The sequence below is a fragment of the Staphylococcus delphini genome (assembly GCF_900636325.1).
Taxonomy (GTDB): Bacteria; Bacillota; Bacilli; order Staphylococcales; family Staphylococcaceae; genus Staphylococcus; species Staphylococcus delphini.
The window spans coordinates 1,957,524-1,982,783 of sequence record NZ_LR134263.1; the positions used below are offsets into that span (position 1 = coordinate 1,957,524).

A 25,260-nucleotide genomic window follows, 5' to 3' on the forward strand; every position below is an offset into this window, starting at 1 on the left:
TGAGATTGTTTAAAAAGCGAAACCTAAAGTGGCTTGCTGTCTTAACGACGTTGATTATGACTTGGGTTCAGCTTGGTGGTGCACTCGTAACAAAAACAGGTTCTGAAGATGGTTGTGGTTCAGATTGGCCGCTGTGTCATGGCGCATTATTACCACAAAACCTACCGATAGAAACAATTATTGAATTGAGTCACAGAGCTGTATCTGGATTATCTGTAATTTTTGTGACATGGCTTGTGATCACATCTTGGAAAAACATTGGGCATATTAAAGAGGTAAAGCCTTTAGGTATGATTAGCATTGGCTTTTTACTCATTCAAGCCTTAGTGGGTGCCGCTGCCGTCATGTGGCAACAAAATGATTATGTGCTCGCACTTCATTTTGGTATTTCCCTAATTAGCTTCTCATCTGTTTTCGTATTGACTTTAATCATTTTTGACATGGATAAAAAATACGAAGCCAATAAAGTCCACATCCGTAAACCGTTGCAACGCTATACATGGATAATGACGGGTGTCGTATATTTAACGATATACACAGGTGCACTTGTGAGACATACAGATTCAAGTCTTGCATACGGTGCATGGCCATTGCCATTTAACGATATTGTGCCTCATGATGTGCACGACTGGGTTCAACTGGCACACAGGCTGATGGCTATGATTACGTTTTTTGTTATAATGTTTACTTATATCCACGCTGTCAAACATTATCCAACGATGAGAACGATTCATTACGGTTATACAGCAAGCTTTATTTTAATTATTTTACAAGTTGTAACTGGGGCACTTTCAATCGTTACAAACGTGAATTTAATTATTGCGTTATTACACGCACTTTTTATCACGTTATTATTCGGCATGATTAGTTATTTCATCTTGTTAATTTTGCGAACTAATCGCGGCGATCAACAAATTTAAAATAATGCGCATTGCAAAAGACATCAAACAACATAAGTCGTTGTTTGATGTCTTTTTGTGATTGCTTTGTGGTATGCATTTTAACGCTATGTTTATAGAAAATTGTAATGATAGGATTTAACAAACCGTGCCGACTTTACTGTTATACTACTGGTTCAATTTCAATGAGTAAATCTTGTGTTTCGACGCTATCGTTTGCAACGACATGTATTTTTGAAATCGTTCCTTTAAACGGCGCTTGTACTGTTGTTTCCATCTTCATTGCTTCACTAATAATAAGTGATTGCCCCGCTTCAACTTGATCTCCTTCAGCGACGTTCACTTCAATAATTGTACCCGGCATTTGTGCACCGATATGATTTGGATTGCTCTTATCTGCCTTCACTTTCGCTAAATGAGACGTTTGAATATTTTCGTCTTTCACCTGAATACGACGTGCTTGACCATTCATATCAAAGAACACGGTACGCACACCATTTTCATCAGGTTCCGTAATGGTTTTCAACTCAACGATTAAAATTTTACCTTTATCAATTTCGATTTGGATTTTTTCGTTATTGCGCATACCGAAGAAGAATGTTGGTGTATCTAACTTAGAAACATTGCCAAACGTTTCATAAGTTTGCATATATTGTTCATACACTTTTGGATACAACGCATAGCTGATTAAGTCTTGTTCAGTCACTTTACTTTCTTGCTTTTCTTGTAATTCTTCACGTAAAGCTTCAAAATCGATAGGCGCTAAATATTCACCAGGACGTGCAGTTAATGGTTGTTGGCCTTTTAAAATGACACGTTGTAATGTCTCGTTAAATCCGTTCACTGGCTGACCAATATCGCCTCTAAAGAAAGAAACTACAGATTCAGGAAAATCTAACTTATGACCTTGCTCGATCACAGACGTTTCATCCAATTCATTTTGTACCATGTAGAGTGCCATATCCCCGACTACTTTTGATGATGGCGTCACTTTCACAATATCACCAAAGAGGAAGTTGACACGGCGGTACATGTCTTTCACTTCACTGAAACGTTCACCAAGCCCTAAACTTTTCGCTTGTTGACGTAAGTTAGAATATTGGCCCCCTGGCATTTCATGTTGATAAATTTCTGTATGTGGCGATTTCATATCACTTTCAAAATCACTATAATACGGACGTACTGCATCCCAATAATGTGAAAGTGTTTCATGGCCTTCAATATCCATACGAATATTACGTTCAAACCCACTCATGGCATAATACAATGAATTACTACTTGGTTGACTTGTTAAACCTGACATCGCCGCAACTGCTGTATCAATGACATCAACACCGGCTTCGATTGCTTCTTTATAAGTGAGAATCCCGTTACCACTCGTATCGTGTGTATGAAGATGAATCGGTAGGTCAACAGCGGCTTTCAATTCACCAATCAACTCATATGCTGCTCTAGGCTTCAGTAACCCTGCCATATCTTTAATCGCTAAAATATGGAAACCTTCACGCTCTAGCTCTTTCGCGAGTTTTACATAGTATTCCAACGTATAAATATTAGAACGTTCAGGATTTAAAATATCACCTGTATAACAAATCGTTCCTTCAGAAATTTTACCTGCTTTTTGGACCGCTTCGTTAGCGACTTTCATTTGTTCTAACCAGTTCAACGAGTCAAATATTCTAAAGACGTCGATCCCTGCATCGGCACTTTCCGCAATAAATTTTTGAATGACATTGTCAGGGTAATTGCGATACCCCACTGCATTAGATGCACGTAATAGCATTTGGAATAACACATTTGGAATTGCTTTTCTTAATTTTTCGAGACGTTCCCATGGATTTTCTTTCAAGAAGTTATAGGCGACATCAAACGTTGCACCACCCCATAATTCAAGTGAGAAGTTATCTTTCATCACTTGTGCAGTTTCTGGGGCAATTTTGAGTAAATCATGCGTTCTCACACGTGTTGCGAGTAAAGATTGATGTGCATCACGAAATGTCGTATCAGTGAGCAATACGTCTTCTTGGGCTTTAACCCATGCCGCGACGGCTTCAGGCCCTTTTGCATCAAGTAATTGTTTCGTACCACTTAATGAAGCAATCGCTTTCGTATCTGTCGTCGGAATATGAGGTTTCTCGAAATGCGGCTTCGGCCTTTTTTCAACACTTGGAAAACCGTTAATCGTTACATTCCCGATATATTCTAACGTTTTGGTACCTCTATCACGTGAAGTTTTAATTGTGAATAACTCAGGTGCTTCTTCTAAAAATTTCGTCGTGTAATCACCAGACGCAAACTTGTCATGTTGAATCACATTACGTAAAAATGGAATATTCGTTTTCACCCCACGAATTCGCATTTCTTGAAGTGAACGTGCCATTTTTTCTCTTGCTTCTTTATAGCTGATCGCGTGTGTTGACACTTTAACGAGTAGCGAGTCGTAATACGGTGAAATTTCTGCACCTTGGAATGCATCGCCAGCATCTAAACGGACACCGAAGCCCCCACTCGAACGGTAGGCAACGATACGCCCTGTATCCGGCATGAAATCTTGTGTTGGATCTTCAGTCGTAATACGGCATTGAATTGCGTAACCTAACGTGCGAATATCACTTTGTTGCGGCATCGCAATCGCATCGTCATGTAATAACTGACCATCTGCAATCAAAATTTGTGTTTTAACAATGTCGACACCTGTAATCATTTCCGTAATGGTATGTTCGACTTGAACACGTGGATTCACTTCAATAAAGTAAAATTCATTGCCAGAAACTAAAAACTCAACCGTTCCTGCATTCACGTATTGAATTTGGCGCATTAAATCGACAGCCGCTTCACAAATTTGTTCGCGCAAATCATCTGGTAAGCTAACTGATGGGGCTACTTCAACCACTTTTTGATGACGACGTTGAACCGAACAGTCTCTTTCATAAAGGTGAATAATATTACCTGCTTCGTCGCCAATCACTTGTACTTCAATATGTTTCGGTTGATCAATAAATTTTTCAATATACACTTCACTATTGCCAAATGACTTTTCTGCTTCAGATTTAGCACGAGTGAACGCCTCTTGCAATTCAGATGGTTCTCTCACGATACGCATCCCTTTACCGCCACCGCCACTTGTTGCTTTAATCATTAATGGGAATCCGGCTTCTTCGGCAAACGTTTCTGCTTCTTCAAATCCTGCCACAGGTCCATCTGTACCTGGAATCACAGGCAAATCCGCTTTAATTGCAGTGGCACGTGCTTTCACTTTATCCCCAAACATATCTAAATGTTCGACATGCGGCCCGATAAAAACAATGCCCTCTTCGGCACAGCGCTGAGCAAATTGCATATTTTCACTTAAAAACCCATAACCAGGGTGAATCGCATCAACATCTGCTTCTTTAGCAACTTTAATGATTTGTTCAATGTTTAAATAACTTTCAGCTGGCCCTAAGTTTTCGCCAACTAAATAAGACTCATCTGCTTTATAACGATGGAGTGACCCCATATCCTCTTTAGAATAAATGGCAACCGTTTTAATATTCAATTCTGTTGCGGCTCGAAAAATACGAATAGCAATTTCACCGCGGTTAGCGACTAATAATTTATGTATACGCTTCATGAAGTGAACCTCCTTAATAGTGGGAAAATTCTAAAAATACAATCTCTATTATATCAATAAATTAGGTGCGATTAAAAGATTCTGTTGTAAAAATGATTTTAAATTTGAAATCAAAAGCAACCAAAGTGATAACCAAATTTTATCATTTATAATAATTTAAACTAATGATTCATATTGTATCTATATTTTTTGATGATGTCAAAGTATATTACTGTAAAGTCTTTTTTACGCGGCAATTATGTCTCGATACATTCATTCCACTGTTGATGTTTCGTCGTCATGATGACTTTGCGCTAATTCATACCATTTACCTTCCAGATCTCGTTGTAAAAGCTGATAATCCACTAAGTATCGTCTTAATATCGCAAAGTCATTATAAAATCTTTTTAAGATGCGATTCACCTCTTTTTCGCTATACGCATGTCCAATTTCAAATTCTCGACAAAGGTATTGAAGCAATGCAATTTTATCTTTCTCCTTTCGTGGTATCGTTTGTATTTTGTCATCTTTCATAAATCTTTCTACAATTTTATCCATCCTTATCCCCCTGTTTTATGTTCATTAATATTCATGATATGTCTATTATTAGAAATTTCAGAATTTTAATGATTGAGATATGCCGCTTTGATGAGAAAAAGCTAACTTCTATGTAAGGTCTAGAAATTAGCTTTTGGTACAGCATGAGTATCCATCATGCCCACGCTATCTATACTTTTTAGTAACGTCTCGTTTTAGCTTGTTGTTTTTTCATGTAACGTTGTTTCGCATCATCATATTTAATCTGCTTAGCAATAATGAGTAACAGCCCCATCGCGATACTTAAACTTAACATCGATGAACCCCCAAAACTAATAAATGGGAGCGGTACACCTGTTAATGGAATCAAGCCTGAAATACCACCTAAATTAACAAATGTTTGTAATGCAATATAACTCGCAATACCGACACACACCAATTTGTAAAAGTATGACGCTGTACGTGAAGCCAATTCGAAAGCACGATAGACGATAAAGAAAATCATGCCTAACACGATGAAAGCTCCCACAAAACCAAGCTCTTCACTAATAATCGCAAAAATGAAGTCTGTATGCGGTTCAGGTAAGTAACCGAGTTTCATAATACTGTTGCCTAACCCACGTCCAAACAGTCCCCCATTACCGATAGCGAGTAGCGAGTTCGATAAATGGTAACCAATACCAGACTCATAATTAAACGGGTTTTCTAACGCGCTAAAACGTGCTGTTAAATATGATGGTAAAATGTTAATGCGGAAAACGACAATAATTAAAATCACGACAATTAACGCTAACATCGCGTAAGAACCGATTTTAATCAAGTTTTTAACACCGATACCAGAGTAAACGATAATACTAAAAAATATACCGCCTATTAACAATGTTTGACCGACGTCTTTTTGTAGTAAGACGAGGCCAAGACAAAAGCCGACAAATGCAATCGGCCACAAAATAACGATCGGTTGTCGCTGAATTTCGTAACGCTTTCTTTCTATTATATATGGTACGTAGAGTATGATAGCGATTTTTAAAAGTTCAGAGGCTTGCAGGTTCATAAATCCTAACTTTAGCCAGCTTCGTGAACCGTTAATCTCACTACCAAATAATAGTGTCGCAAAAAGCAACCCGAGCATGATTGCCATCATCCCTAGTTGAATATTACGCTGTTTTAAAATACGTACGTCCATAATATAGGCCATAAAAAACACAATAAAAAAACCAACGATGACGTATATGAGTTGTCTCGTATAAAAATATGTACCTGCAACAGGAATACCACCTGTGAGTGTACCTCTCGTTGCTGCGACCATACTTGCACTGTATACCATGGTCAAACCAATAAAGCAGAGTGCAAGATATGTGATTAATAATGGAAAATCGATATATTTAGAAGATCTCAAAATATACCGAAATAGTCTTTTCATATTATTCATATGTGTCAATCATCCAATTCTCGCACTTAGACGTCGAAAAAACGTGCTATTGTATGTTAGATAGCAACTATTAAACGCGAGTAAATGCTTCGTGTAATTTTGATAATTCTTTCTCTAAACGTAACATTAACTTTTTGCCATCTTCTTCGCTAACTAGTCCAAGGTTTACCGCAAAGTCGACCTCTTTTTGTAAACCATACATCTGTGTATCTAAAACTTCCTCGTATAAAGGACATTGTGGTAGTGTAAGATTATCTATTTGAACTTTAATGAGTTGTAGAATACGATCTGCGTCTTTATTCAGTTGGTCATATGCAGCATTGCTCAATTGTTGTTGCTTGCTCATGACATAGTCCCCCTATTAATTTTCTTCTTATGTAAAAAGTTTATCTCATCGACTGTTAAAAAGCAAGTATATTTGGCATACGCTCTGGGCCAAGTATGTTAAAATAAACGTAGCTAAACTGAGGGAGTGCATACAAATGATTCAAATCAAAGGTGACGTTAAATTTCCAATTACACTCGATAGTACGACATGGATTTTTGACGATCGAAAAATCTCACTTGAGGATTTAGAAAAAGGTATTTTTGAAGGACAAAAGCCGATTGAGTTTGAGGACAACAGAGAATGGAATCGTGCCATATTAGAAGGTCAAACGAATCCACCTACTTTAAATTCTGAAATTGATTATAAAAAACGTGCAGTATTACAAGGTTCTTTTGCGATTAACATGACACCTTTTTTCAAAAACGCAGAACCATTTGAAAACGTCACAACAATTAGACTGTCTAATGATGAAGCGCATATCGATGTGCCATTCGACATGTTGCCTTACCTATTCTTCCAATTCGCTAAAGATGGCAAACGTCTCTATCAAGATGATGGTGTAGACAGTTTTGTTTATACGTTAGAAGACGGTTATGACTATGTTTTCGAGCACGTTACACATATAGAGGTGTTCTAAAATGCGTAAAGTCACTTGCATGATATGTGACACTGAAGTATTGTTAGATGAAAATACACGATTAGCGAAACGTTTGAAAAATAACCCGATTAAAACATTTATGTGTGATGAATGTAAAAGTCGTCTTGATACACCGAAGCAACGGCCTTTTCAACATTCAATAGAGCGTAAAAAGGATGCATAAACAACGGATGACTTCCTGAGCCTTATTGAATGTTGAGCTTGTCTGCTTCCCTTTAAACATGTCGAGCACTTTCGATAGTCCTCTGTCCTTGCTCTATTGCGGGCATGATCGAGGGATTGTACGAGGGTAACAGAGTATTTCTCTTATGTTTAAAAGGAGTCATTAGTGAATGCTGTAAATGTCTAAGTGACAAAGGAATAGATACACCGGGAAATCAGTAAACGGTCTCCCACAAGCAAAAAGTAAGTTGAAAAGAGACTAAACTTTTTGAGGACGTTAACTGAGTCGATTAATTGGAGTGTCCTCTTTCCATGCGATTGTTCTTGCAAGATTGCCGGATGGACGAGACTCCCGAGGAAAGTGTAAAAAAGGATAATAGGTTGAAGAGCGATTAAATTTTTGATGCCGTTATTTGAGTTAATTGAATAGGAGTGTCCTCTTTCCTTTCTTCTGTCCATGCAAGATTGCAAAAATGGGTGAGACTCCCGAGGGATCAGACGCAGCCGAAAATCCGCCAACGCTTCATTCATGTAACAGTTCAATCAAGCGTTGGCTAGTTGAGGCAAGTCCCCTGGGAAAGCGAACCCATTAAAGCAATCCTATGCATGTGCCCTGTTCAAAAAGGAAAGAGTGCAGACTCAGCCCCTGGGAACGCGAGTCCAAGACGGCAATCGGGGCAACCGGCATGTCCAAAAGAAAAGAGGACTAAATTTACAGTTATCAAAATTTAGCCCTCTTTTTAAACATTAAACGCTATTTATGACGATGGTTTTTCTGGATAAGGATACATTTTTTTATAGAATGCTTCCCACAACACATCTGGCAAGTGATGATGATCTTCTTTCTCAGGGTCAAAGTAACCCGTAATTTCCGCTTCTTTTCCCTCTTTAATTTTACGCACAAAGTTTTCGTCAAATAATAAACCACGACCTAATGCAATCAGGGGTGTCCCTGTTTCAATTGCACTTAAGGCTTTATCCGCTGAGAATATTGAACCAATTGTGATCAATGGCATGCGATCTTCTATCCAATCAAGAATGAGATCCACACGTTTTTTCCCTTCATGTTCACCGCGACGTACCACTGAATGCACGTCCATTAATGAAACATGTAAGTAATCAAGGGGTTTTTCAATTAAGTGTTTAATTAATTTTTCAGTATTGTCCATTGTTACGCCTGGTGTTTCTGCTTCTTCTGGTGAAAAACGGTAACCGACAATAAAATCATTAGGCCCTTCTTTTTGCGCGACACGTAATACTTCATCAGCAATGGCATTAGGTAAGGCAAATAAATCTTTCCATTTGTCATTGCGGCGGTTGTAGTAAGGTGATTGAAATTGCTCAATGACGTAATGGTTCGCACCATGAATTTCAACACCATCAAAACCTGCTTTAATCGCTAAGGACGTGGCATAACCAAAGTCTTTTACCATTTGATCGACTTCTTCAGTTGTCATTTCACGGGCATCATGAGGTTCTGAATGACCAAAACCTACCGTAGACACAGCACTTGGCGCTTTGACATCACCATCTGGTACCAACTCAGGTAAACTTTTCGCGCCGCCATGATGGATCTGAATCACTGCTTTAGCGCCACCTTTTTTAGTTCTTTCAGCAAGCTTTTTTAAACCTTCCAAATCTGCTTCCTTAGAGATGGAAGGTTCACCTGGAAAGGCTTTCCCCTCTTGATTGACATAACTCGCAGCCGTAATTGCTAAGCCAACATCTTTAGCACGAGATTCTACAAAGTCTAATTCAACCTCTGACGTTGCGCCATCTTCATGAGATAATGTGTGTGTCATAGGGGCTAGCACAAAACGATTTCTTAATGTTGCGCCGTTGGGTAATTCAAGTGTTTCAAATAATTTCTCATACTTTTCGTTCACCGTAATTCCCTCCATTTCATTAACTGCCCTCATTTTAATACATCGCTTAGATGAAACAAAATAATTAGCCTAACAAATCAAATTACTTTATAAGCTTATCAATCCAACAACTTTTTATAGTTATTATTATAAATAAACATGCTTATCTTTTTAGTTATTTAAGTTCTCGGTTCGAAAATCATCAATATGGAATGTTGTTTTTAATACATGACCTAAAACAACAATGCGCCCGCACTGGCATTTACTGCCATATTGTAAATGTCTGTACATATGTATTCGTAGTCCAACCTTCACACTGCTTCATTTTGCAAAAAAACAACCGCACTCTTCATTGAATGCGATTGCTTAACCCGATGAAACAGTATATCAAAGCTTATTTTTGACGCTCACTTAAATACTTAGTTTTCCTCAGATTCCATCATTTGTTTGATACGTTTTGCTTCTTTTTCACGTTGCCCTTTGTTTAAGATTTTCTTTCTTAAACGTACATTTTCAGGTGTTACTTCCACAAGCTCATCATCATTAATGAATTCTAATGCTTCTTCTAATGATAATTTACGTGGTTTTTTCATTGTTTCAGTTTGGTCTTTCGTCGCTGAACGCACGTTTGTTTGATGCTTAACTTTTGTAATATTAACAGTTAAATCATTTTCACGGTTGTTTTGTCCAACGATCATGCCTTCATAAACTTCAGTTCCTGGTTCCATAAAGTTGATACCACGGTCCTCAAGTCCTAAAATCGCGTATTCACTCGCTGAACCTTGGTCCATTGAAACAAGTACACCGTTACGACGGCCACCGATACGTCCTTTAATGCGTGGTCTAAATTCATCAAATGTGTGATTGATAATACCATAACCACGTGTCATTGACATAAATTCTGTCGTATAACCGATTAAACCACGTGCAGGGACGTTAAAGATAAGGCGTGTTAAGCCATTGTCTGTCGTTACCATGTCGACCATTTCACCTTTACGTTGACCTAAAGATTCAATAATTGCACCGGCATATTCTTCTGGTACTTCAGTTTGTACACGTTCAAATGGTTCGTGTAAAACACCATCAATGTCTTTTAAAATAACTTGTGGTTTCGAAACTTGTAATTCAAAACCTTCACGACGCATATTTTCAATTAAAATAGATAAGTGTAACTCACCACGACCGGCAACTGTCCACGCATCTGGTGAATCAGTTGGCGTAACTTTTAATGACACGTCTGTTTCTAATTGGTTATCAAGACGTTCTTGAATTTGACGTGCAGTGACAAATTGTCCTTCACGACCAGCAAAAGGTGAATTGTTAACTCTAAACGTCATTTCAAGTGTTGGTTCATCAATACGTAATACTGGTAACGCTTCTTGATGATCTTGCGGTGTAATCGTTTCACCGACGTTAATGTCTTCCATACCCGATACTGCAATAAGGTCTCCAGCATATGCTTCTTGGATTTCTTCACGTTTCAGACCGAAATAACCGAATATTTTCGTTACACGGAAGTTTTTCACAGTGCCGTCTAATTTAATTAATGACACACTTTCACCGACACGCATTGTTCCTCTGAAAATACGACCGATACCGATACGTCCGACATAATCGTTATAGTCTAACAATGCAGGTTGGAATTGTAAGGGTTCATCTCTGTTGTCCACTGGTGCTGGCACATATTCTAAGATCGTTTCGTATAGACTTTGCATGTTTTCATCTTGTTTCTCTGGATCTAAGCTTGCTGTACCGTTAATCGCCGAAGCATACACTACAGGGAAATCGAGCTGTTCATCATTGGCATCTAATTCAATAAATAAATCTAAAACTTCATCAACAACCCCTTCCGGACGGGCTGAAGGTTTATCAATTTTATTCACAACGACAACAGGTTTTAAGTTTTGTTCTAACGCTTTTTTCAATACGAAACGCGTTTGTGGCATTGTCCCCTCATAAGCGTCAACCACTAATACAACACCATCTACCATTTTCATAATACGCTCTACTTCTCCACCAAAGTCGGCGTGCCCCGGCGTATCTAAAATATTGATTCTCGTATCTTTATAGTCAACCGCAGTATTTTTCGCTAAAATTGTAATACCACGTTCTCTCTCCAAATCATTTGAGTCCATCGCACGTTCTTCTACACGTTCATTTTCTCTAAAAATACCAGATTGTTTTAATAATTCATCAACCAAAGTTGTTTTACCATGGTCTACGTGAGCGATAATCGCAATGTTACGAACATCTTCTCTAAATTTTGTCATACTGTAATTCCTTTCTCGGGTAAATTATCACTTTCTTTTACAACTCGTTTATTATATCATAGAAATGGAATGAAGAAACAGTGAGGTGGGCTGATAATGAAAAAATCTCAATCCATTTTTTTAATTCTTGCAATCATCGCTGTATTCTTTTTAACAATGTTTAGCTTTGCCGTGGCTGCAACGAACATTTTTTGGATGATTGTTACATTTATCTTAATGGTCGTTACTTTTGGCGTTGGCTTTACATTAAAAAAGAAATATCGTGAAAATGATTGGTTATAACTGAAACAAACCTATACCATCGTATCACCAAACGCTTGCAATACAATGGGCTCAATGATGGAATGATAGACTTTTATATAAGATAGTGCTGATGAATCATCGTTGGCGCTATCTTTTTTAATATCACCTTCCCTAATACCCTTTACCGATAAAAAACACCGCTACACATTGAATGTCCTTGTAGCGATGCATGTATTCGAATCATTTCACTTGTGCTAGCTTTAAGATTATTTGCGTTTAAACTTTTGTTGTAAAGCGGTCAACACATGATCATAACCTTGCAAATAGTCGCGTCTAATTTCTTCGTGGACTTGCGCATTCCCCATCAAAATAGAGTTTGGCGCTGTGATGGATAACGGCTCTCCAGCAAAGTTGGTTGCCACACCACCGACTTCATTTAAAATAATCATACCACCTGCATAATCCCAAGGCTGTAATCGTGGTGTTAAATACGCCGCAAGTTGACCAGTCGCAACATAAACAATTTCTAGTGCAGCTGAACCATATGCACGTGCACTTCTTGAGTCACTAATAATCGGCTGTAAAATCGAACTTAAAATCGGTTTCGTTAACCAGTTCGGATTCATGCCGATAATACTTTCACGGACGTGTGTACCCTCTAGTTGTGGAATCACATTTTGATTAATGTAAGCGCCGTGACCTGCTTTAGCATGATACAATAAATCAGCCATCACATCATAAACAAAACCAGCATACGGCTTACCATCTTTAAAGATACCTACAGAAATCGCAAAATTCTCGCCTTGATGAATGAAATTAAGCGTACCGTCAATAGGATCAATCACCCACACGACACCTTCAGTCGACTCAATATCATGACCGTGCCCTTCTTCACCGATAATACGATGGTGCGGATAACTTTCTTGAATTTGTTGTACGATGAATTGTTCAATCGCTTTATCTACATTTGTAACTAGATCATTGGGATTTGATTTTTCTTCTATAGCGAGGTCTTCCACCATCCATTTTCGAACATTATTCCCCGCTTCTAATACTAGACTTTTCGCATAATCATATAAATGCATTTGCCTCACTCCTATTGCATTTATTATACACTAATTTGATTCAATTTAAATGTTTAAACGACTGTAATATGCTACAATAAAAGCAATTTCATAGACATACGATAAGGAGGTCAATCCATGACGAAATACATATTTAAACCAAAAGATTTCAAAGTTTTTCAAATTGAGGGACTTGACGCACGAATGGAAGGGCTCGAAAAGCAAATCCGTCCTCAACTGAACGCTTTAGGTGACTATTTTGCAGATTACTTAGAAACAGTCACAGGTGAAACGTTTTATGCGCACGTGGCGAAACATGCACGTCGTAAAGTGAATCCCCCTAAAGACACATGGGTGGCATTTGCTACAAATAAACGCGGTTATAAAATGCTCCCCCATTTCCAAATCGGCTTATTTGAAGACCATTTATTTGTAATGTATGGCGTGATGCATGAGGATCCAAACAAAGCTGACGACGTAAAGGTGTTCGAGCAAAAGTTAGATACATTACTGAATTTGCCTGAAGACTTCCAAATTTCGTTAGACCATATGCAACCGACGAAATCACGCATACAAGACATGTCCAAGGAAGAAATTGAAAAAGGCATCGCGCGTGCAAAAAATGTGAAAAAAGGTGAATTTTTTGTGGCACGTGCTATCACACCACAATCTGAACATTTAAAATCAGACAGTAAATTCATCGCATTTTTAGAAGACACGTTCGAACAGTTATTAAAATTTTATCAATAACATCAAAATGAAGTTGGAGCTGGGATACAAAATTTTTGATGCTATTGATGCAATATTTTTGTTAAACTTGCCCTCCCTATGATTTGTGGCTTTAGATTGCCTTCATGGCTTCGCGTTCTTAGGGCTGAGGGGAGGTTGTGACGAAAGCGCTTAGGATTTGAGCAGAACCGAGCGATGAGCAAAATTGATTTCCAAATTTTGTTGAAATCGCGGGAGTTCTGTCGAAAATCCTGCTTTTGGAACACCGTTTATTGATTTCGCAGTGCATCCAATCATCGTCACCTCAATCACTACAGCAATCAATATGAGCCACTTTCAAACACAAGAGAAGCACACTATTATACCACACTATCCCTCAGGAGTCTCAGCCTTCTGGGCAATCTTATATCAAATACACAGAACTGAAGGCAAGTTTATGAAATCAAGAAAACAATAGCATCAATTTTTATCCCATTCACGCTCATTTTCCGACCGTTTTAAAGTCATTAATGAATATGCAATCTATGTATGGCTTGAGGCTTAATTTTTTCAAGCCCCATCCCTTGGTATATACAACAAAATATAGTAAAGGAGCTGAGGAATCTTAATGTCCCATCCCAACTTCATTTTACATTTTCCCCCTACGTCTTGCTTCCTCACTTAAAGTCATGAACACCAAATCACGTTGCAACAAAGCGTCTCAAAAATTAAAAAATCCCAAGTATTCTGGGATCAAACCCATACATACTTGAGATTTTTATATGATTAACGAAGACGGTCTTCTGTATCGTCTTTACTTTCATTCAAATCTTTTTTGACACTTGTTGTCTCGTCTTTAATATTTTGTTCAAAACCATTACGTTCCTTGTGGTAGTTTTCTCGGTTAAAATCCGACTCACGTTCAACACGATGTTCATCACGCACTGACTTTGTAGTATCGTTACCATAAACGTAAGGATCCTCAGTTGTGCCTCGCTGACGGTCGACATCATTTGCATTATTGTTATGCGCATCGTACATTACAGTATCTTGACGTTTCGGTTTACGCACAATCAGCATAATACCGGCAACCAACCATAATACTGCAGAAATTAAACTCATCGTTAAAAACAAACCTGTCGCAGCTGCTAAAATTAACAGAATCCCCGCTAAAATATTCTTTTTAAAGATAAACACTGCAACAATCGCGAATACAAGCGGAATTAATGCAAATAAAAATGTACTTGATCCTAAATTCTCTATCTGTCCAATATCTTGACCTGTTGCTTGAATTTCTTGTTGGAATTCTGGTGTTTGAATGACTTTAACCAAACCTACTAATAATCCAATCCAAATGATATGTAACACAATTCCAACCCAAGTTAATACTTTTTCAACCGTGCGTTTAAACGGTTTTTGCGTCCTGTTCAAATCGCTTGAATGCATTTGATGATTCTGTTGTTCATTATACGTATATTGATTTGTCATCTAAAAACCCTCCTTGATTAGTATATTACCTGTTTTAATTAAAATAAACCATACTTTAATTTTTTCACTAAATTTATCCCTTTAAATTTATATGTGTATCTATCTATAAAATAATATGACATAACAAAAGCGGATAGGCAACTTTTCATGTCATACGTATCCGACGCCGCTCAAATCGAGTGTTGCCGTGTGTATCACATCAAGTGACCTATCCGCTTATTTATCTTATTGATCCTTATCTACTTGTGAATCACTGTTTGAACGGTCTTGTTGTAATTTCATCCGATCATCATAATTTTGACGTCGTTGTGAGGAAGCACTTGGTCGAAGCTTACGTTGTTCTTTTTCGTATGCTTTACGCGCTTTCTTTTCTTCTTTACGCTGTTGTTTCATTTCCGCTCTAGACATCGATGCCGCTTCATTTTCTGCTTCAGTATCTGTCGTTAGTTCATCATCTTGTTGACGTTGTTCGACATTTCTTGACATTGCTCGACTGTCATACACTAATGTGTCGTCCGCTTCATCTCCCATATCATCTACTTGTGAAATCTCTTGATGCTTTTGTGATTTTTGATGATATTTCGCAGAGCGTGATAACACTTCTGGTTCATCGTCATTGACTGCTGAAGATGCATAAGCTGGTGTTTCTTCATAAGTTCGATACGATTCCGTTGATGAACGTTCGTTTTCTGGGTATGCAACAGGTTCACGATACGTCTCATGTTGTTGATAGTCTTGTGGTTCGTGAGTCGCATATGGTCCATACGCGTAACCCTCATCGTAATACGTCGGTACCGCTTCATACTTCTCTTTTCGAATGAACATCATGAGGGCTATGATAAAGAAGAAGAGTGGCACTAAAATAAAGAATAACGGTAACGTCACGATCGCCACTAGTAAAAATAATAAACCTGAGACGATACGATGGTTCATTGAAATCAGCGCTAGGAATGAAATCAATAGACATATGATTAAATATACGATAAATGCCCATACACCATTTTGTAACATGATGACAAACTGTGTCGCATTCATATTATTGTTGGTTAATAACTCTTGAAATGTTGCGTTATTTGCAATACTGTTTTCTAAACTTTGAATTGAACTTTCATTACTAAACAAGACTAAGCCGAAAAACATCGCGACTACAGTAGTACCTAGCAGCAATAGCCAACTCAACCAACCTAATATTTTTTCGGCGAGTCGATTTACAGGACGACTAATATGTGTATATGCTTCTCCTGCCATGCTTTCACTCCTCATATTTATCTTACTCTCCTCATTATAACTAAACTTTGGCGAAATCACTACATTCGCAGTTACAGCGCCATTTTAAAATTAAGAAAACGTTCGTTGTATTCACTTAAAACATCTGGTCCTAAATCATGATAAACCTCTAGTCTTTGTTGTTCTTCACGTGTTGGGTAAACACGCTCATCATCACGAATCTCTTCTGGTAATTGCTTTCTCGCTGTTTCATTAGGTGTTGCGTATTCCACCCATTCGGTATTTTGTTTATTTACTTCTGGGTCTAACAAGAAATTAATAAACTTGTGCGCCCCTTCCACATTTTGTGCTGTTTTAGGAATGACCATATTATCAAACCACAAATTTGAACCTTCTTTTGGAACGACATAATCAAAGCGTTCATCTTCATGGAAAACAGGGGCTGCCGAACCACTCCAAATGACAGCGACACTCGCTTCATGTTGTTCGAGCATCATTTGAATCTCATCCCCCACGACACCACGAATGTTTGGCGCAAAGGTTTTAAGATGCTGTTCCGCTTGTTTGAGATGTTCAGAATTTTTATCATTTAAACTATACCCTAAACTATTCAATGAAATGCCCATAATTTCACGTGCACCATCGACTAAGAGCACATCACTTTTAAGTCGCGGATCTTTCAAAGCATTCCAGCTGTTGAAATCGATATCCTCATATTTTTCTTTATCATATAAAATCCCGACTGTACCATAAAAGTATGGCATCGAATATTCATTGTTACGATCGAACGGTTGATTCATATAATACGGGTCAAGATGCTTCATATTTGGAATCTTTTTGTGATCGAGTGGTCGTAATAAATGTTCTTTTTTCATCTTTTCAATGGTATAGTCACTCGGAAATGCGACGTCATAATGTGTACCACCATTTCGAATTTTTGCTTCCATTGCCTCGTTTGAATCAAATGTTTCATAGACGACTTTAATACCTGTTTCTTCTTCAAATTGGTCTAACAACTCAGGATCAATGTATTCCCCCCAGTTGTATACGTAAAGCTTCTCTTGTTGTTTACCACCTATACCGTCGTGATTAATCCAATACCCGACGCCTAAACTAATTAAACCCAATAGCAGTGCACCACCAACGAGCTGTATTAATTGTTTCATAATGACACACCTCTTTTATTGGATTGAATTTTTTGTTTTTGACGTTGGATGACTTGATAAATCAATAAACCGAGCATAATTAACGCAAACAGAATCGTAGAAATGGCATTAATCTCCATACTAATACCGCGTCGTGCCATAGAATAAACTTCTACTGATAACACGCTGAAGCCATTTCCGGTAACGAAGAAACTTACTGTAAAATCATCTAATGAGTAAGTTAATGCCATGAAAAAGCCACCGATAATTCCCGGCATAATGTGCGGAATCACGACTTTACTTAACAATTGAAACTCTGACGCCCCTAAGTCTCGTGCTGCATTCATAATCGAATCATTCATTTCATATAACTTTGGCAAGACGATAATGACAACAATAGGAATACAAAACGCGATATGTGAGATGAGGACAGACGTAAAGCCTAATCCAAATCCTGTAAAATGTCCTAGTGCAGTAAACATAATTAAGAATGACGCACCGATCACAACATCGGATGACACCATGAGCACATTATTTAACGTTAATAGCGAAATTTTAACGGTTTGATTGCGCAATTGATACAATAACAACGCACCGAATATGCCAATCATCGTCGCAATACCAGCTGCTAATAACGCCACCGCAATCGTGTTAAACACAACTTGAAGTAAACGTTTGTTGTCGAATAACGTTTGATAATGTTCCCAAGTAAACCCTTCAAATTGCACCATATTGCCTGCACTATTAAACGAGTACAGCATTAAAAAGAAAATAGGCAAGTACAATACAACTAACATTGCTATTAAATAAAACTTTCCAAACCATCTCATTTTGAAGCGCCTCCCTTATGCTTACTACGTGTTAAAATCATAACTAATGCCATGAATAACACTAAGAAGAGCGCAATTGTCGAACCCATTCCAAAGTTTTGGATGACTAAAAATTGCTCTTCAATCGCTGTACCAATATTGATGACTTTGTTACCAGCGATCAGTCTCGTAATCATGAAGAGTGACAACGCAGGAATGAATGTGACTTGAATCCCTGTTTTGACCCCTTCAGCCGTTAAAGGAAGCAATACTTTACGAATGACAGTAAACGTATTCGCCCCTAAATCTTGCGCTGCGAAAAACAGTTGATTTGGGATATCTTTCATACTGTTGTAAATGGGCAACAACATGAATGGAATATAAATGTACGCCGCTACAAAAATAAATGCAGGTGCAGTAAATAAAATCGATTGAGATGGAATGTTCAAAGCCATCAAAATTTTATTGATAAGACCATCATGACTGAAAATCCCAATAAATGCATATGTCTTAAGTAGTAAATTCATCCATGTTGGAATAATCATCACCAACAACCAAGATGCTGCGTGACGCGATTGATGAATGAAATAAGCTGCTGGATAACTGACTAATAAACAAATCAGCGTAATTAATGTCGCATAAACGATAGATTCAAATAACATTCTCATATAACGGACAGAGAAAAACTGTTCATAATTCATCAATGTAAAGTGCCCATGATCGTCAACGAATGAAAAGTAACACAGTAAAATGACTGGAATGACAATGAAGAAAACCATCCAAAGTAAATACGGTATAGAGAGCCAACGATTAATGTGTTTCATGATTCAAATCTCCATAACCTTCAATACGTTTGTCGAATTCTTCTTCTGTTTCACCCGGTACCATGATATGAATCGCTTCAGGTTCAAAGTCTAAACCTACACGTGTACCAATCTCTGCGTTTTTCGTTGACTGAATCATCCACTCATAGCCTTTGCGATCTTCACAAATCATTTCATAATGTACGCCTCTAAATAACGAGCTCGTCACAGTCGCTTTAAACAACCCTTGTTCTTCTGGCACGAGTGTAATATCTTCTGGACGAATGACAACATCAACTAAAGTTTGAGGTGGAATATCTTTATCGACACAGTCAAAATCTTGGCCGTAAATGTTCACTACATAGTCTTTAACCATCGTCCCCTCAACAATGTTCGACTCGCCAATAAAGTCTGCTACGAAGCGATTGACCGGTTCATCGTAAATATCAAGCGGCGTACCAAACTGTTCGATTTTACCTGCGCGCATAACAAAGATGAAGTCACTTAAAGCAAGGGCTTCCTCCTGATCATGTGTAACAAAGACGAACGTAATGCCTAAGCGTGATTGTAATTCGCGCAACTCATATTGCATCTCAGTACGTAATTTTAAATCGAGTGCTGATAACGACTCATCTAATAACAAGATTTCAGGTTCATTAACAATTGCACGTGCCATTGCAATACGTTGCTTTTGACCCCCACTTAACGCATGAATCTCACTGTACATATAGTCTTCTAATTTAACGAGCTTCAACGCTTCTGTCACTTTTTTCTCGATTTCATCTTTTTTCATCTTTTTTAACTTCAATCCAAATGCAACGTTATCATAGACGTTCAAATGTGGAAACAACGCATAGTCTTGGAAAACTGTGTTCACTTGACGTTGATTCGCTGGAAGTTGATTAATATTTTTCCCTAAATAAATCACTTCTCCTGCATCGGGAGTTTCAAAGCCAGCAATCAACTTCAACATTGTTGTTTTACCACAACCAGATGGTCCTAAAATGGTATAAAAATGTCCTGATTCGATTTCTAAATCAATATCATTCAAAATGGTCGTTGTATCATACTTTTTTGTAACATTTTTAAACTTTAGTAATTCACTCAATTCTTTAAAACCTCCTATAAATACGATGACGTTGCAACAATCATCAATTTCGCACTCACTTGACTTGTATTCGATAAACGATGTGTAGCCAGCGCTTTAAAATATAATGCATCTCCCTCTTCTGCAGTATATTGTTGCTCCCCTAAAGTTAAAGTCACTGCCCCTTCTAAACAGTAGACGAAAGTATCCGATGTCGACGGCTGAAAATCTTTATATGACGCGTGTGGTTCTAACGTGAGCAATAACGGCTCCATATCAAACTCATTCGAACGCTTCACAGGCCACTGCAAATAATACCCCTTCTCATCTTCACAGTAACTTAACTGTTCACTTTTCGGATAATGCACTTTCGCTACTTGTTTGTCATCAAAAAAATCACGTGGTGACGTTCCAAGCACCTCTAAAATATTTAAAAAAGTTTCCATATTGGGTGACGTTTTATTACTTTCTATTTGAGAAATATAGCCTTTAGACAAATCTGTACGTTCTCCAAGTTCCTCTTGCGTTAAGTTTTTTAAACGTCTTAAATTTTTTATCTTTTGTCCAATCTCCATAGAGTCCCTCCACTCAAAAAAAGCGACTTGTTTACTTTTACTAAACATTTTGTTTAATGCTTAATAAAAATAACAAATCGCGTACTAAATTACAATACCTTTTTAGCTGTTCTTTAAAGTTTTTTGATCAGGATGTTGTTTCGCTTCTTGAATGACTTGATAACTGTCGTAGCCACTTTGTTTTTTAAAGTCATTGAAGAGATTTTTTTCGTCTGCTTTACCTGGGACCACTTGTTTAAACTCGCGGTATCGTATCATGAGTGTGTCACGTTCAATTTGATTTTCGTAATATGATTCGATGGCGTTAAAAAATGAGACGACAGCCACCATTTCTTCTTGAGACCAGTCGACATCTATCGGATATGTGTATTCCATCATTTCACTCCTTCTGCTTGAATTTGCATCTATCATATAAAAAAGCGTGCTGGAACGTCAATTTTTTGATGATTTTTATTTCTCTTTTGCAGAAACTTGTTTTTCCTTAGATTTGTCAGCTATAGGATTGCATTGTGTCTTTTGAACATAACAACTGCATACGATTGCCGTCTTGGACTCGCGTTCCCAGGGGCTGATCCTTCAACTAACCAACGCTTTGATTATACTGTTACATTGGTTGAAGCGTTGTTGGATTTTCCGGTTCAGCTGATCCCTCGGGAGTCTCGTCCGTCCAGCAATCTTGCACGAACAGGCGCAAGGAAAGAGGACAATCTCATGTATCCGACTCAGTTAATGTCATCAAAAAGTTAAGACTCTCTTCAACCTATCTTTTTTCTGTTAGTACGTTCTGTCGAAAATCCTGCTTTTGGGACACTGTTTATTGATTTCCCAATACACCCATTTATTGTCACTTAATCAGCTACTCTATAAACATTTACCACTTTCAAATATAAGAGAAATATCCTTTTATATCTACACTCTTTCTCTCGGGAGTCTCGTCCATCCGGCAATCTTGCACGGACAGAAGTAGGAAAAAGGGCACTCCTATTCAATTAACTCAAATAACGGCATCAAAATTTAATCGCTCTTCAATCTATTATCCTTTTTTTATAATTTCTCTCGGGAGTCTCGTCCATCCGGCAATCTTCTGCTTTTATCACTTCGCGGAAAAGGGACAAGGTGCAACAGAATAAAAACATTTCAGTGGCGCAATGCATGTATCAAAATATATGACATTTTTTAGTTTATTAGCTTATTTAAATGATTATCATGGGTTAATACGTTTGCGCGGCTACATGGCGTAGTGTCCCTACCTTTGGCACCCGAATCGACACCTGTCACTCTCATCACACAATTAAAAAAAGGACCTAAATTTTTGATTTAGCTTGATGCTCATTTGCAACAACTTACTCTCTTTAATCCACGTTTAAAAGCATTACCCGTATGGACGAACTTCCGAGGAAAAACCCCCGGATGCGCGTCCAATAAGAGCAATGACATAAGCGTACATGTAAGAAGAGAACAAGTGAGATTCGCAAATGATCTCAATCTATCAAAAATTTAAGTCCCTATCTCTTATCTATTTAACTATTATTACATTGTGTGAATTGGTAAACCTAAAGCTTTTTCAGCAGCTTCCATGCTCATTTCACCTAATGTTGGGTGAGCGTGAACTGTTAAAGCGATATCTTCAGCGTTCATACCTGCTTCAATTGCTAAACCAAGTTCAGCGATAACGTCTGAAGCGTTTGTACCCACAACTTGTGCACCGATAAGCGTGTCATCTTCTTTAAGTGTCACAAGTTTAACGAAACCGTTTGTATCATTTAATGATAATGCACGGCCGTTTGCTTGGTAAGGGAATTTAGAAGCTTTGATGTCAAGACCTTCTTCTTTCGCTTGTGCTTCAGTGTAACCCACTTGTGCTAATTCTGGCTCAGTGAAACATACTGCAGGCATACCGATGTAATCCACTTCTGAATTTTGTCCTGCAATCGCTTCAGCTGCAATTTTAGCTTCGTAGCTTGCTTTGTGTGCAAGTGGTAAGCCTGGGACGATATCACCAATTGCATAGATACTGTCAACAGATGTACGGCTTTGTTTGTCAACTTCAACTAAACCGCGGTCAGTTAATTTCACGCCAACTTCTTCTAAACCAAGTTCGTCAGTGTTTGGACGACGACCTACAGTTACTAATACGTAGTCAGCTTCGATTGTTTTCTCTTCACCTTTAACTTCGTAAGTCACTTTAACACCGTTATCAGTTTCTTCAGCTGATTTAGCTAAAGCTTCTGTTTCGATGATCATGCCTTTTGCTTTCATTTCTTTTTTAACTGGTGCAACCATTTGTTTTTCGAAACCACCAAGAATTTCTTTTGCACCTTCAAGAATTGTCACTTCAGTACCGAAGTTAGCATAGGCAGTACCTAATTCTGAACCGATGTAGCCGCCACCAACGACAACTAATTTTTTAGGTACTTCTTGTAAGTTTAACGCACCAGTAGAGTCAAGGATACGACCACCGAATTCGAAGTTAGGAATTTGAATTGGACGTGAACCTGTTGCTACGATAGCATTTTTGAAGTTGTAAGTTTGTGCGCTCTTATCGTCCATTACACGTAAGCTGTGTTCATCAACGAAGTAAGCTTCACCACGAACGATTTCAACTTTGTTTCCTTTTAATAATGATTCAACACCGCCAGTTAATTTGCTAACGACTGAACCTTTAAAAGATTGGACTTTATCGAAATCTAAAGATACGTTCTCAGCAGTGATACCTAAGTCTGCACCGTGTTGCGCTTGTTCGAAACGGTGAGATACGTTTAATAATGCTTTTGAAGGAATACAACCTACGTTTAAGCATACGCCACCTAAATTGCCTTTTTCAACGATCGTTACTTTTTGACCTAACTGTGCTGCACGGATTGCTGCAACATAGCCACCAGGACCTGCCCCAATGACAATAGTATCTGTTTCAATTGGAAAATCTCCGACTACCATATTTTACCCCTCCATTAATAATAGTTCTGGATTGTTTAATAAACGTTTGATGTGGTTCATTGCGTTTTGACCAGTTGCACCATCAATTTGTCTGTGGTCAAAGCTTAGTGATAATGCTAACACAGGTGCTGCAACGATTTCGCCATCTTTAACGATTGGTTTTTGAGCGATACGACCAATACCTAAGATTGCAACTTCTGGGTGGTTGATAACTGGTGTGAACCATTGGCCACCTGCAGAACCGATGTTACTAATTGTACATGTTGCACCTTTCATTTCGTCAGATGTTAATTTACCGTCACGTGCTTTTACAGCAAGTTCGTTAATTTCATCTGAGATTTGGAAGATTGATTTACGGTCAGCATGTTTAACAACAGGTACTAAAAGACCTCTGTCAGTGTCAGCTGCGATACCAATGTTCCAGTAATGTTTTTGTACAACTTCGCCAGCTTCTTCGTTAAATGAAGTGTTAAGTGCTGGGTATTTTTTCAATGCTGATACTAAAGCTTTAACAACATAAGGTAAGAATGTTAATTTAGTACCTTGTTCAGCAGCAATTTCTTTAAATTTCTTACGGTGATCCCATAACTCTTGAACATCAATTTCATCCATTAATGTTACGTGAGGTGCAGTATGTTTAGAGTTCACCATTGCTTTTGCGATTGCTTTACGCATTGCAGAGATTTTTTCTGTTGTTTCAGGGAATTCACCTTCAGTTGAAACTGCTGGTGCTGGCGCTGCTGGTGCAGTTGATGCTTCTGAAGATTCAGCTGATGCAGTATCTTGAGCTGGTGCAGCTTGACCGCCACCATTTAAGTATGCATCTACATCTTCTTTAGTAATTCTACCATTTTTACCTGTACCATTAACAGCTTTAATGTTCACATGATTGTCACGTGCATATTTACGCACTGATGGCATTGCTTTTACTTGTCTGTTTTCATCAACTTCTACAGCTTCTTGAGCAGCAGGTGCCGCTTCTTCTTGAGGTGCTTCTTCTTGAGCTTCTTCAGCTTTTGCAGGTGCATCATTGCTGTGTCCGCCTTTGAATTCCATTTCTTCAGCGTCAGGTGCATCAATTTTAACAATTGTGTCACCTACAACGGCTACAGTACCTTCTTCAACTAATACTTCAAGTACTGTACCACTTACAGGAGATGGGATTTCTACAACTGATTTATCATTTTGTACTTCACATAGTACGTCATCTTCTTCAATAGTGTCTCCAGCTTTAACAAACCACTTTACGATTTCACCTTCGTGGATACCTTCACCAATATCGGGTAATCTAAATTCAAATGCCACGTTCTTTCCTCCTAAATAATTAAATTATAAACAATACTTTGTTTACACACATATAGGAGAAGAAACGAAAAATCATTTCATTCTCCATATGCACGGGCGTGGGTCAGAAAACTGATGTCACAACTC

The 25,260-nt window shown here is 38.1% G+C and carries 22 protein-coding genes; 5 read left to right on the forward strand and 17 right to left on the reverse strand.

Annotation, left to right across the window (positions count from 1 at the left end):
* Window positions 1-5: 5 nt before the first annotated feature.
* A complete protein-coding gene (locus tag EL101_RS09240; protein ID WP_096596130.1) occupies window positions 6-920 on the forward strand; it encodes a COX15/CtaA family protein in 915 nt (304 codons plus the stop codon).
* A 142-nt stretch (window positions 921-1,062) separates the two neighbouring features.
* Here the strand turns inward: EL101_RS09240 and EL101_RS09245 are convergent, their stop codons facing one another.
* From EL101_RS09245 to EL101_RS09260, 4 genes are all read right to left on the reverse strand, one after another.
* Entirely contained in the window at window positions 1,063-4,512 is a 3,450-nt protein-coding gene (locus tag EL101_RS09245; RefSeq protein ID WP_096596129.1) for a pyruvate carboxylase, read from the reverse strand.
* Between the two features lie 252 nt (window positions 4,513-4,764).
* Window positions 4,765-5,049, reverse strand: a complete 285-nt coding sequence (locus tag EL101_RS09250) for a DUF2087 domain-containing protein (RefSeq protein WP_096596128.1) — start codon at window positions 5,047-5,049, stop codon at window positions 4,765-4,767.
* Window positions 5,050-5,227: 178 nt separating this feature from the next.
* Complete coding sequence (gene ftsW / locus EL101_RS09255) at window positions 5,228-6,460, reverse strand: cell division peptidoglycan polymerase FtsW (protein WP_096596127.1); 1,233 nt, start codon at window positions 6,458-6,460, stop codon at window positions 5,228-5,230.
* 70 nt (window positions 6,461-6,530) lie between these two features.
* Window positions 6,531-6,806 carry an Fpa/YlaN family protein gene (locus tag EL101_RS09260; protein ID WP_096596126.1) on the reverse strand — a complete coding sequence of 92 codons (276 nt, stop codon included), beginning with the start codon at window positions 6,804-6,806 and terminating at the stop codon, window positions 6,531-6,533.
* Window positions 6,807-6,942: 136 nt separating this feature from the next.
* On the opposite strand from EL101_RS09260, the gene EL101_RS09265 reads away from it, so the two are divergent.
* Window positions 6,943-7,425 (forward strand): hypothetical protein, encoded by a 483-nt coding sequence (locus tag EL101_RS09265; RefSeq protein ID WP_096596125.1) that lies wholly within the window; start codon window positions 6,943-6,945, stop codon window positions 7,423-7,425.
* Between the two features lies 1 nt (window position 7,426).
* Window positions 7,427-7,609, forward strand: a complete 183-nt coding sequence (locus EL101_RS09270) for a DUF2197 domain-containing protein (protein WP_096596124.1) — start codon at window positions 7,427-7,429, stop codon at window positions 7,607-7,609.
* Window positions 7,610-8,366: 757 nt separating this feature from the next.
* Here the strand turns inward: EL101_RS09270 and EL101_RS09275 are convergent.
* Together EL101_RS09275 and typA are read right to left on the reverse strand one after the other, a co-directional pair.
* On the reverse strand, window positions 8,367-9,494 hold the full coding sequence (locus tag EL101_RS09275) for an NADH-dependent flavin oxidoreductase (RefSeq protein WP_096596123.1): 1,128 nt from the start codon (window positions 9,492-9,494) through the stop codon (window positions 8,367-8,369).
* A 398-nt stretch (window positions 9,495-9,892) separates the two neighbouring features.
* On the reverse strand, window positions 9,893-11,743 hold the full coding sequence (gene typA / locus EL101_RS09280; protein WP_014614234.1) for a translational GTPase TypA: 1,851 nt from the start codon (window positions 11,741-11,743) through the stop codon (window positions 9,893-9,895).
* Window positions 11,744-11,833: 90 nt separating this feature from the next.
* Here typA and EL101_RS09285 point away from each other — a divergent pair, with 90 nt between their 5' ends.
* On the forward strand, window positions 11,834-12,025 hold the full coding sequence (locus EL101_RS09285) for a DUF5325 family protein (RefSeq protein ID WP_224398654.1): 192 nt from the start codon (window positions 11,834-11,836) through the stop codon (window positions 12,023-12,025).
* Window positions 12,026-12,252: 227 nt separating this feature from the next.
* Here EL101_RS09285 and EL101_RS09290 read toward each other — a convergent pair whose 3' ends face one another.
* On the reverse strand, window positions 12,253-13,071 hold the full coding sequence (locus EL101_RS09290) for an inositol monophosphatase family protein (protein ID WP_096596122.1): 819 nt from the start codon (window positions 13,069-13,071) through the stop codon (window positions 12,253-12,255).
* Window positions 13,072-13,188: 117 nt separating this feature from the next.
* On the opposite strand from EL101_RS09290, the gene EL101_RS09295 reads away from it, so the two are divergent.
* Window positions 13,189-13,800, forward strand: coding sequence for a YktB family protein (locus tag EL101_RS09295; protein WP_096596121.1), 612 nt, complete (start codon window positions 13,189-13,191; stop codon window positions 13,798-13,800).
* A gap of 744 nt (window positions 13,801-14,544) precedes the next feature.
* Here EL101_RS09295 and EL101_RS09300 read toward each other — a convergent pair.
* The 10 genes from EL101_RS09300 to EL101_RS09345 all read right to left on the reverse strand — a co-directional run bounded on the left by EL101_RS09300 (window position 14,545) and on the right by EL101_RS09345 (window position 25,134).
* Complete coding sequence (locus tag EL101_RS09300; protein ID WP_096596120.1) at window positions 14,545-15,246, reverse strand: DUF4064 domain-containing protein; 702 nt, start codon at window positions 15,244-15,246, stop codon at window positions 14,545-14,547.
* Between the two features lie 225 nt (window positions 15,247-15,471).
* Window positions 15,472-16,494, reverse strand: a complete 1,023-nt coding sequence (auxB, locus tag EL101_RS09305) for a lipoteichoic acid stability factor AuxB (protein WP_096596119.1) — start codon at window positions 16,492-16,494, stop codon at window positions 15,472-15,474.
* A gap of 71 nt (window positions 16,495-16,565) precedes the next feature.
* Window positions 16,566-17,639, reverse strand: coding sequence for an ABC transporter substrate-binding protein (locus EL101_RS09310; protein WP_096596118.1), 1,074 nt, complete (start codon window positions 17,637-17,639; stop codon window positions 16,566-16,568).
* Window positions 17,636-18,448 (reverse strand): ABC transporter permease, encoded by an 813-nt coding sequence (locus EL101_RS09315; RefSeq protein WP_096596117.1) that lies wholly within the window; start codon window positions 18,446-18,448, stop codon window positions 17,636-17,638. Before EL101_RS09315 ends, EL101_RS09310 begins: the two co-directional genes overlap by 4 nt.
* Complete coding sequence (locus EL101_RS09320) at window positions 18,445-19,251, reverse strand: ABC transporter permease (RefSeq protein WP_096596116.1); 807 nt, start codon at window positions 19,249-19,251, stop codon at window positions 18,445-18,447. The genes EL101_RS09315 and EL101_RS09320 overlap by 4 nt, the downstream gene beginning before the upstream one ends.
* Window positions 19,238-20,338, reverse strand: coding sequence for an ABC transporter ATP-binding protein (locus EL101_RS09325; RefSeq protein WP_096596115.1), 1,101 nt, complete (start codon window positions 20,336-20,338; stop codon window positions 19,238-19,240). The genes EL101_RS09320 and EL101_RS09325 overlap by 14 nt, the downstream gene beginning before the upstream one ends.
* Before the next feature lie 14 nt (window positions 20,339-20,352).
* Window positions 20,353-20,892 (reverse strand): helix-turn-helix domain-containing protein, encoded by a 540-nt coding sequence (locus EL101_RS09330; protein WP_019165573.1) that lies wholly within the window; start codon window positions 20,890-20,892, stop codon window positions 20,353-20,355.
* 102 nt (window positions 20,893-20,994) lie between these two features.
* Complete coding sequence (locus EL101_RS09335; protein ID WP_096596114.1) at window positions 20,995-21,267, reverse strand: UPF0223 family protein; 273 nt, start codon at window positions 21,265-21,267, stop codon at window positions 20,995-20,997.
* 1,155 nt (window positions 21,268-22,422) lie between these two features.
* The gene (gene lpdA, locus EL101_RS09340; protein ID WP_019165575.1) at window positions 22,423-23,829 is read right to left on the reverse strand and encodes a dihydrolipoyl dehydrogenase; all 1,407 of its coding nucleotides are present in this window, start codon (window positions 23,827-23,829) and stop codon (window positions 22,423-22,425) included.
* Window positions 23,830-23,832: 3 nt separating this feature from the next.
* Entirely contained in the window at window positions 23,833-25,134 is a 1,302-nt protein-coding gene (locus EL101_RS09345; RefSeq protein WP_096596113.1) for a dihydrolipoamide acetyltransferase family protein, read from the reverse strand.
* Window positions 25,135-25,260: the final 126 nt, after the last annotated feature.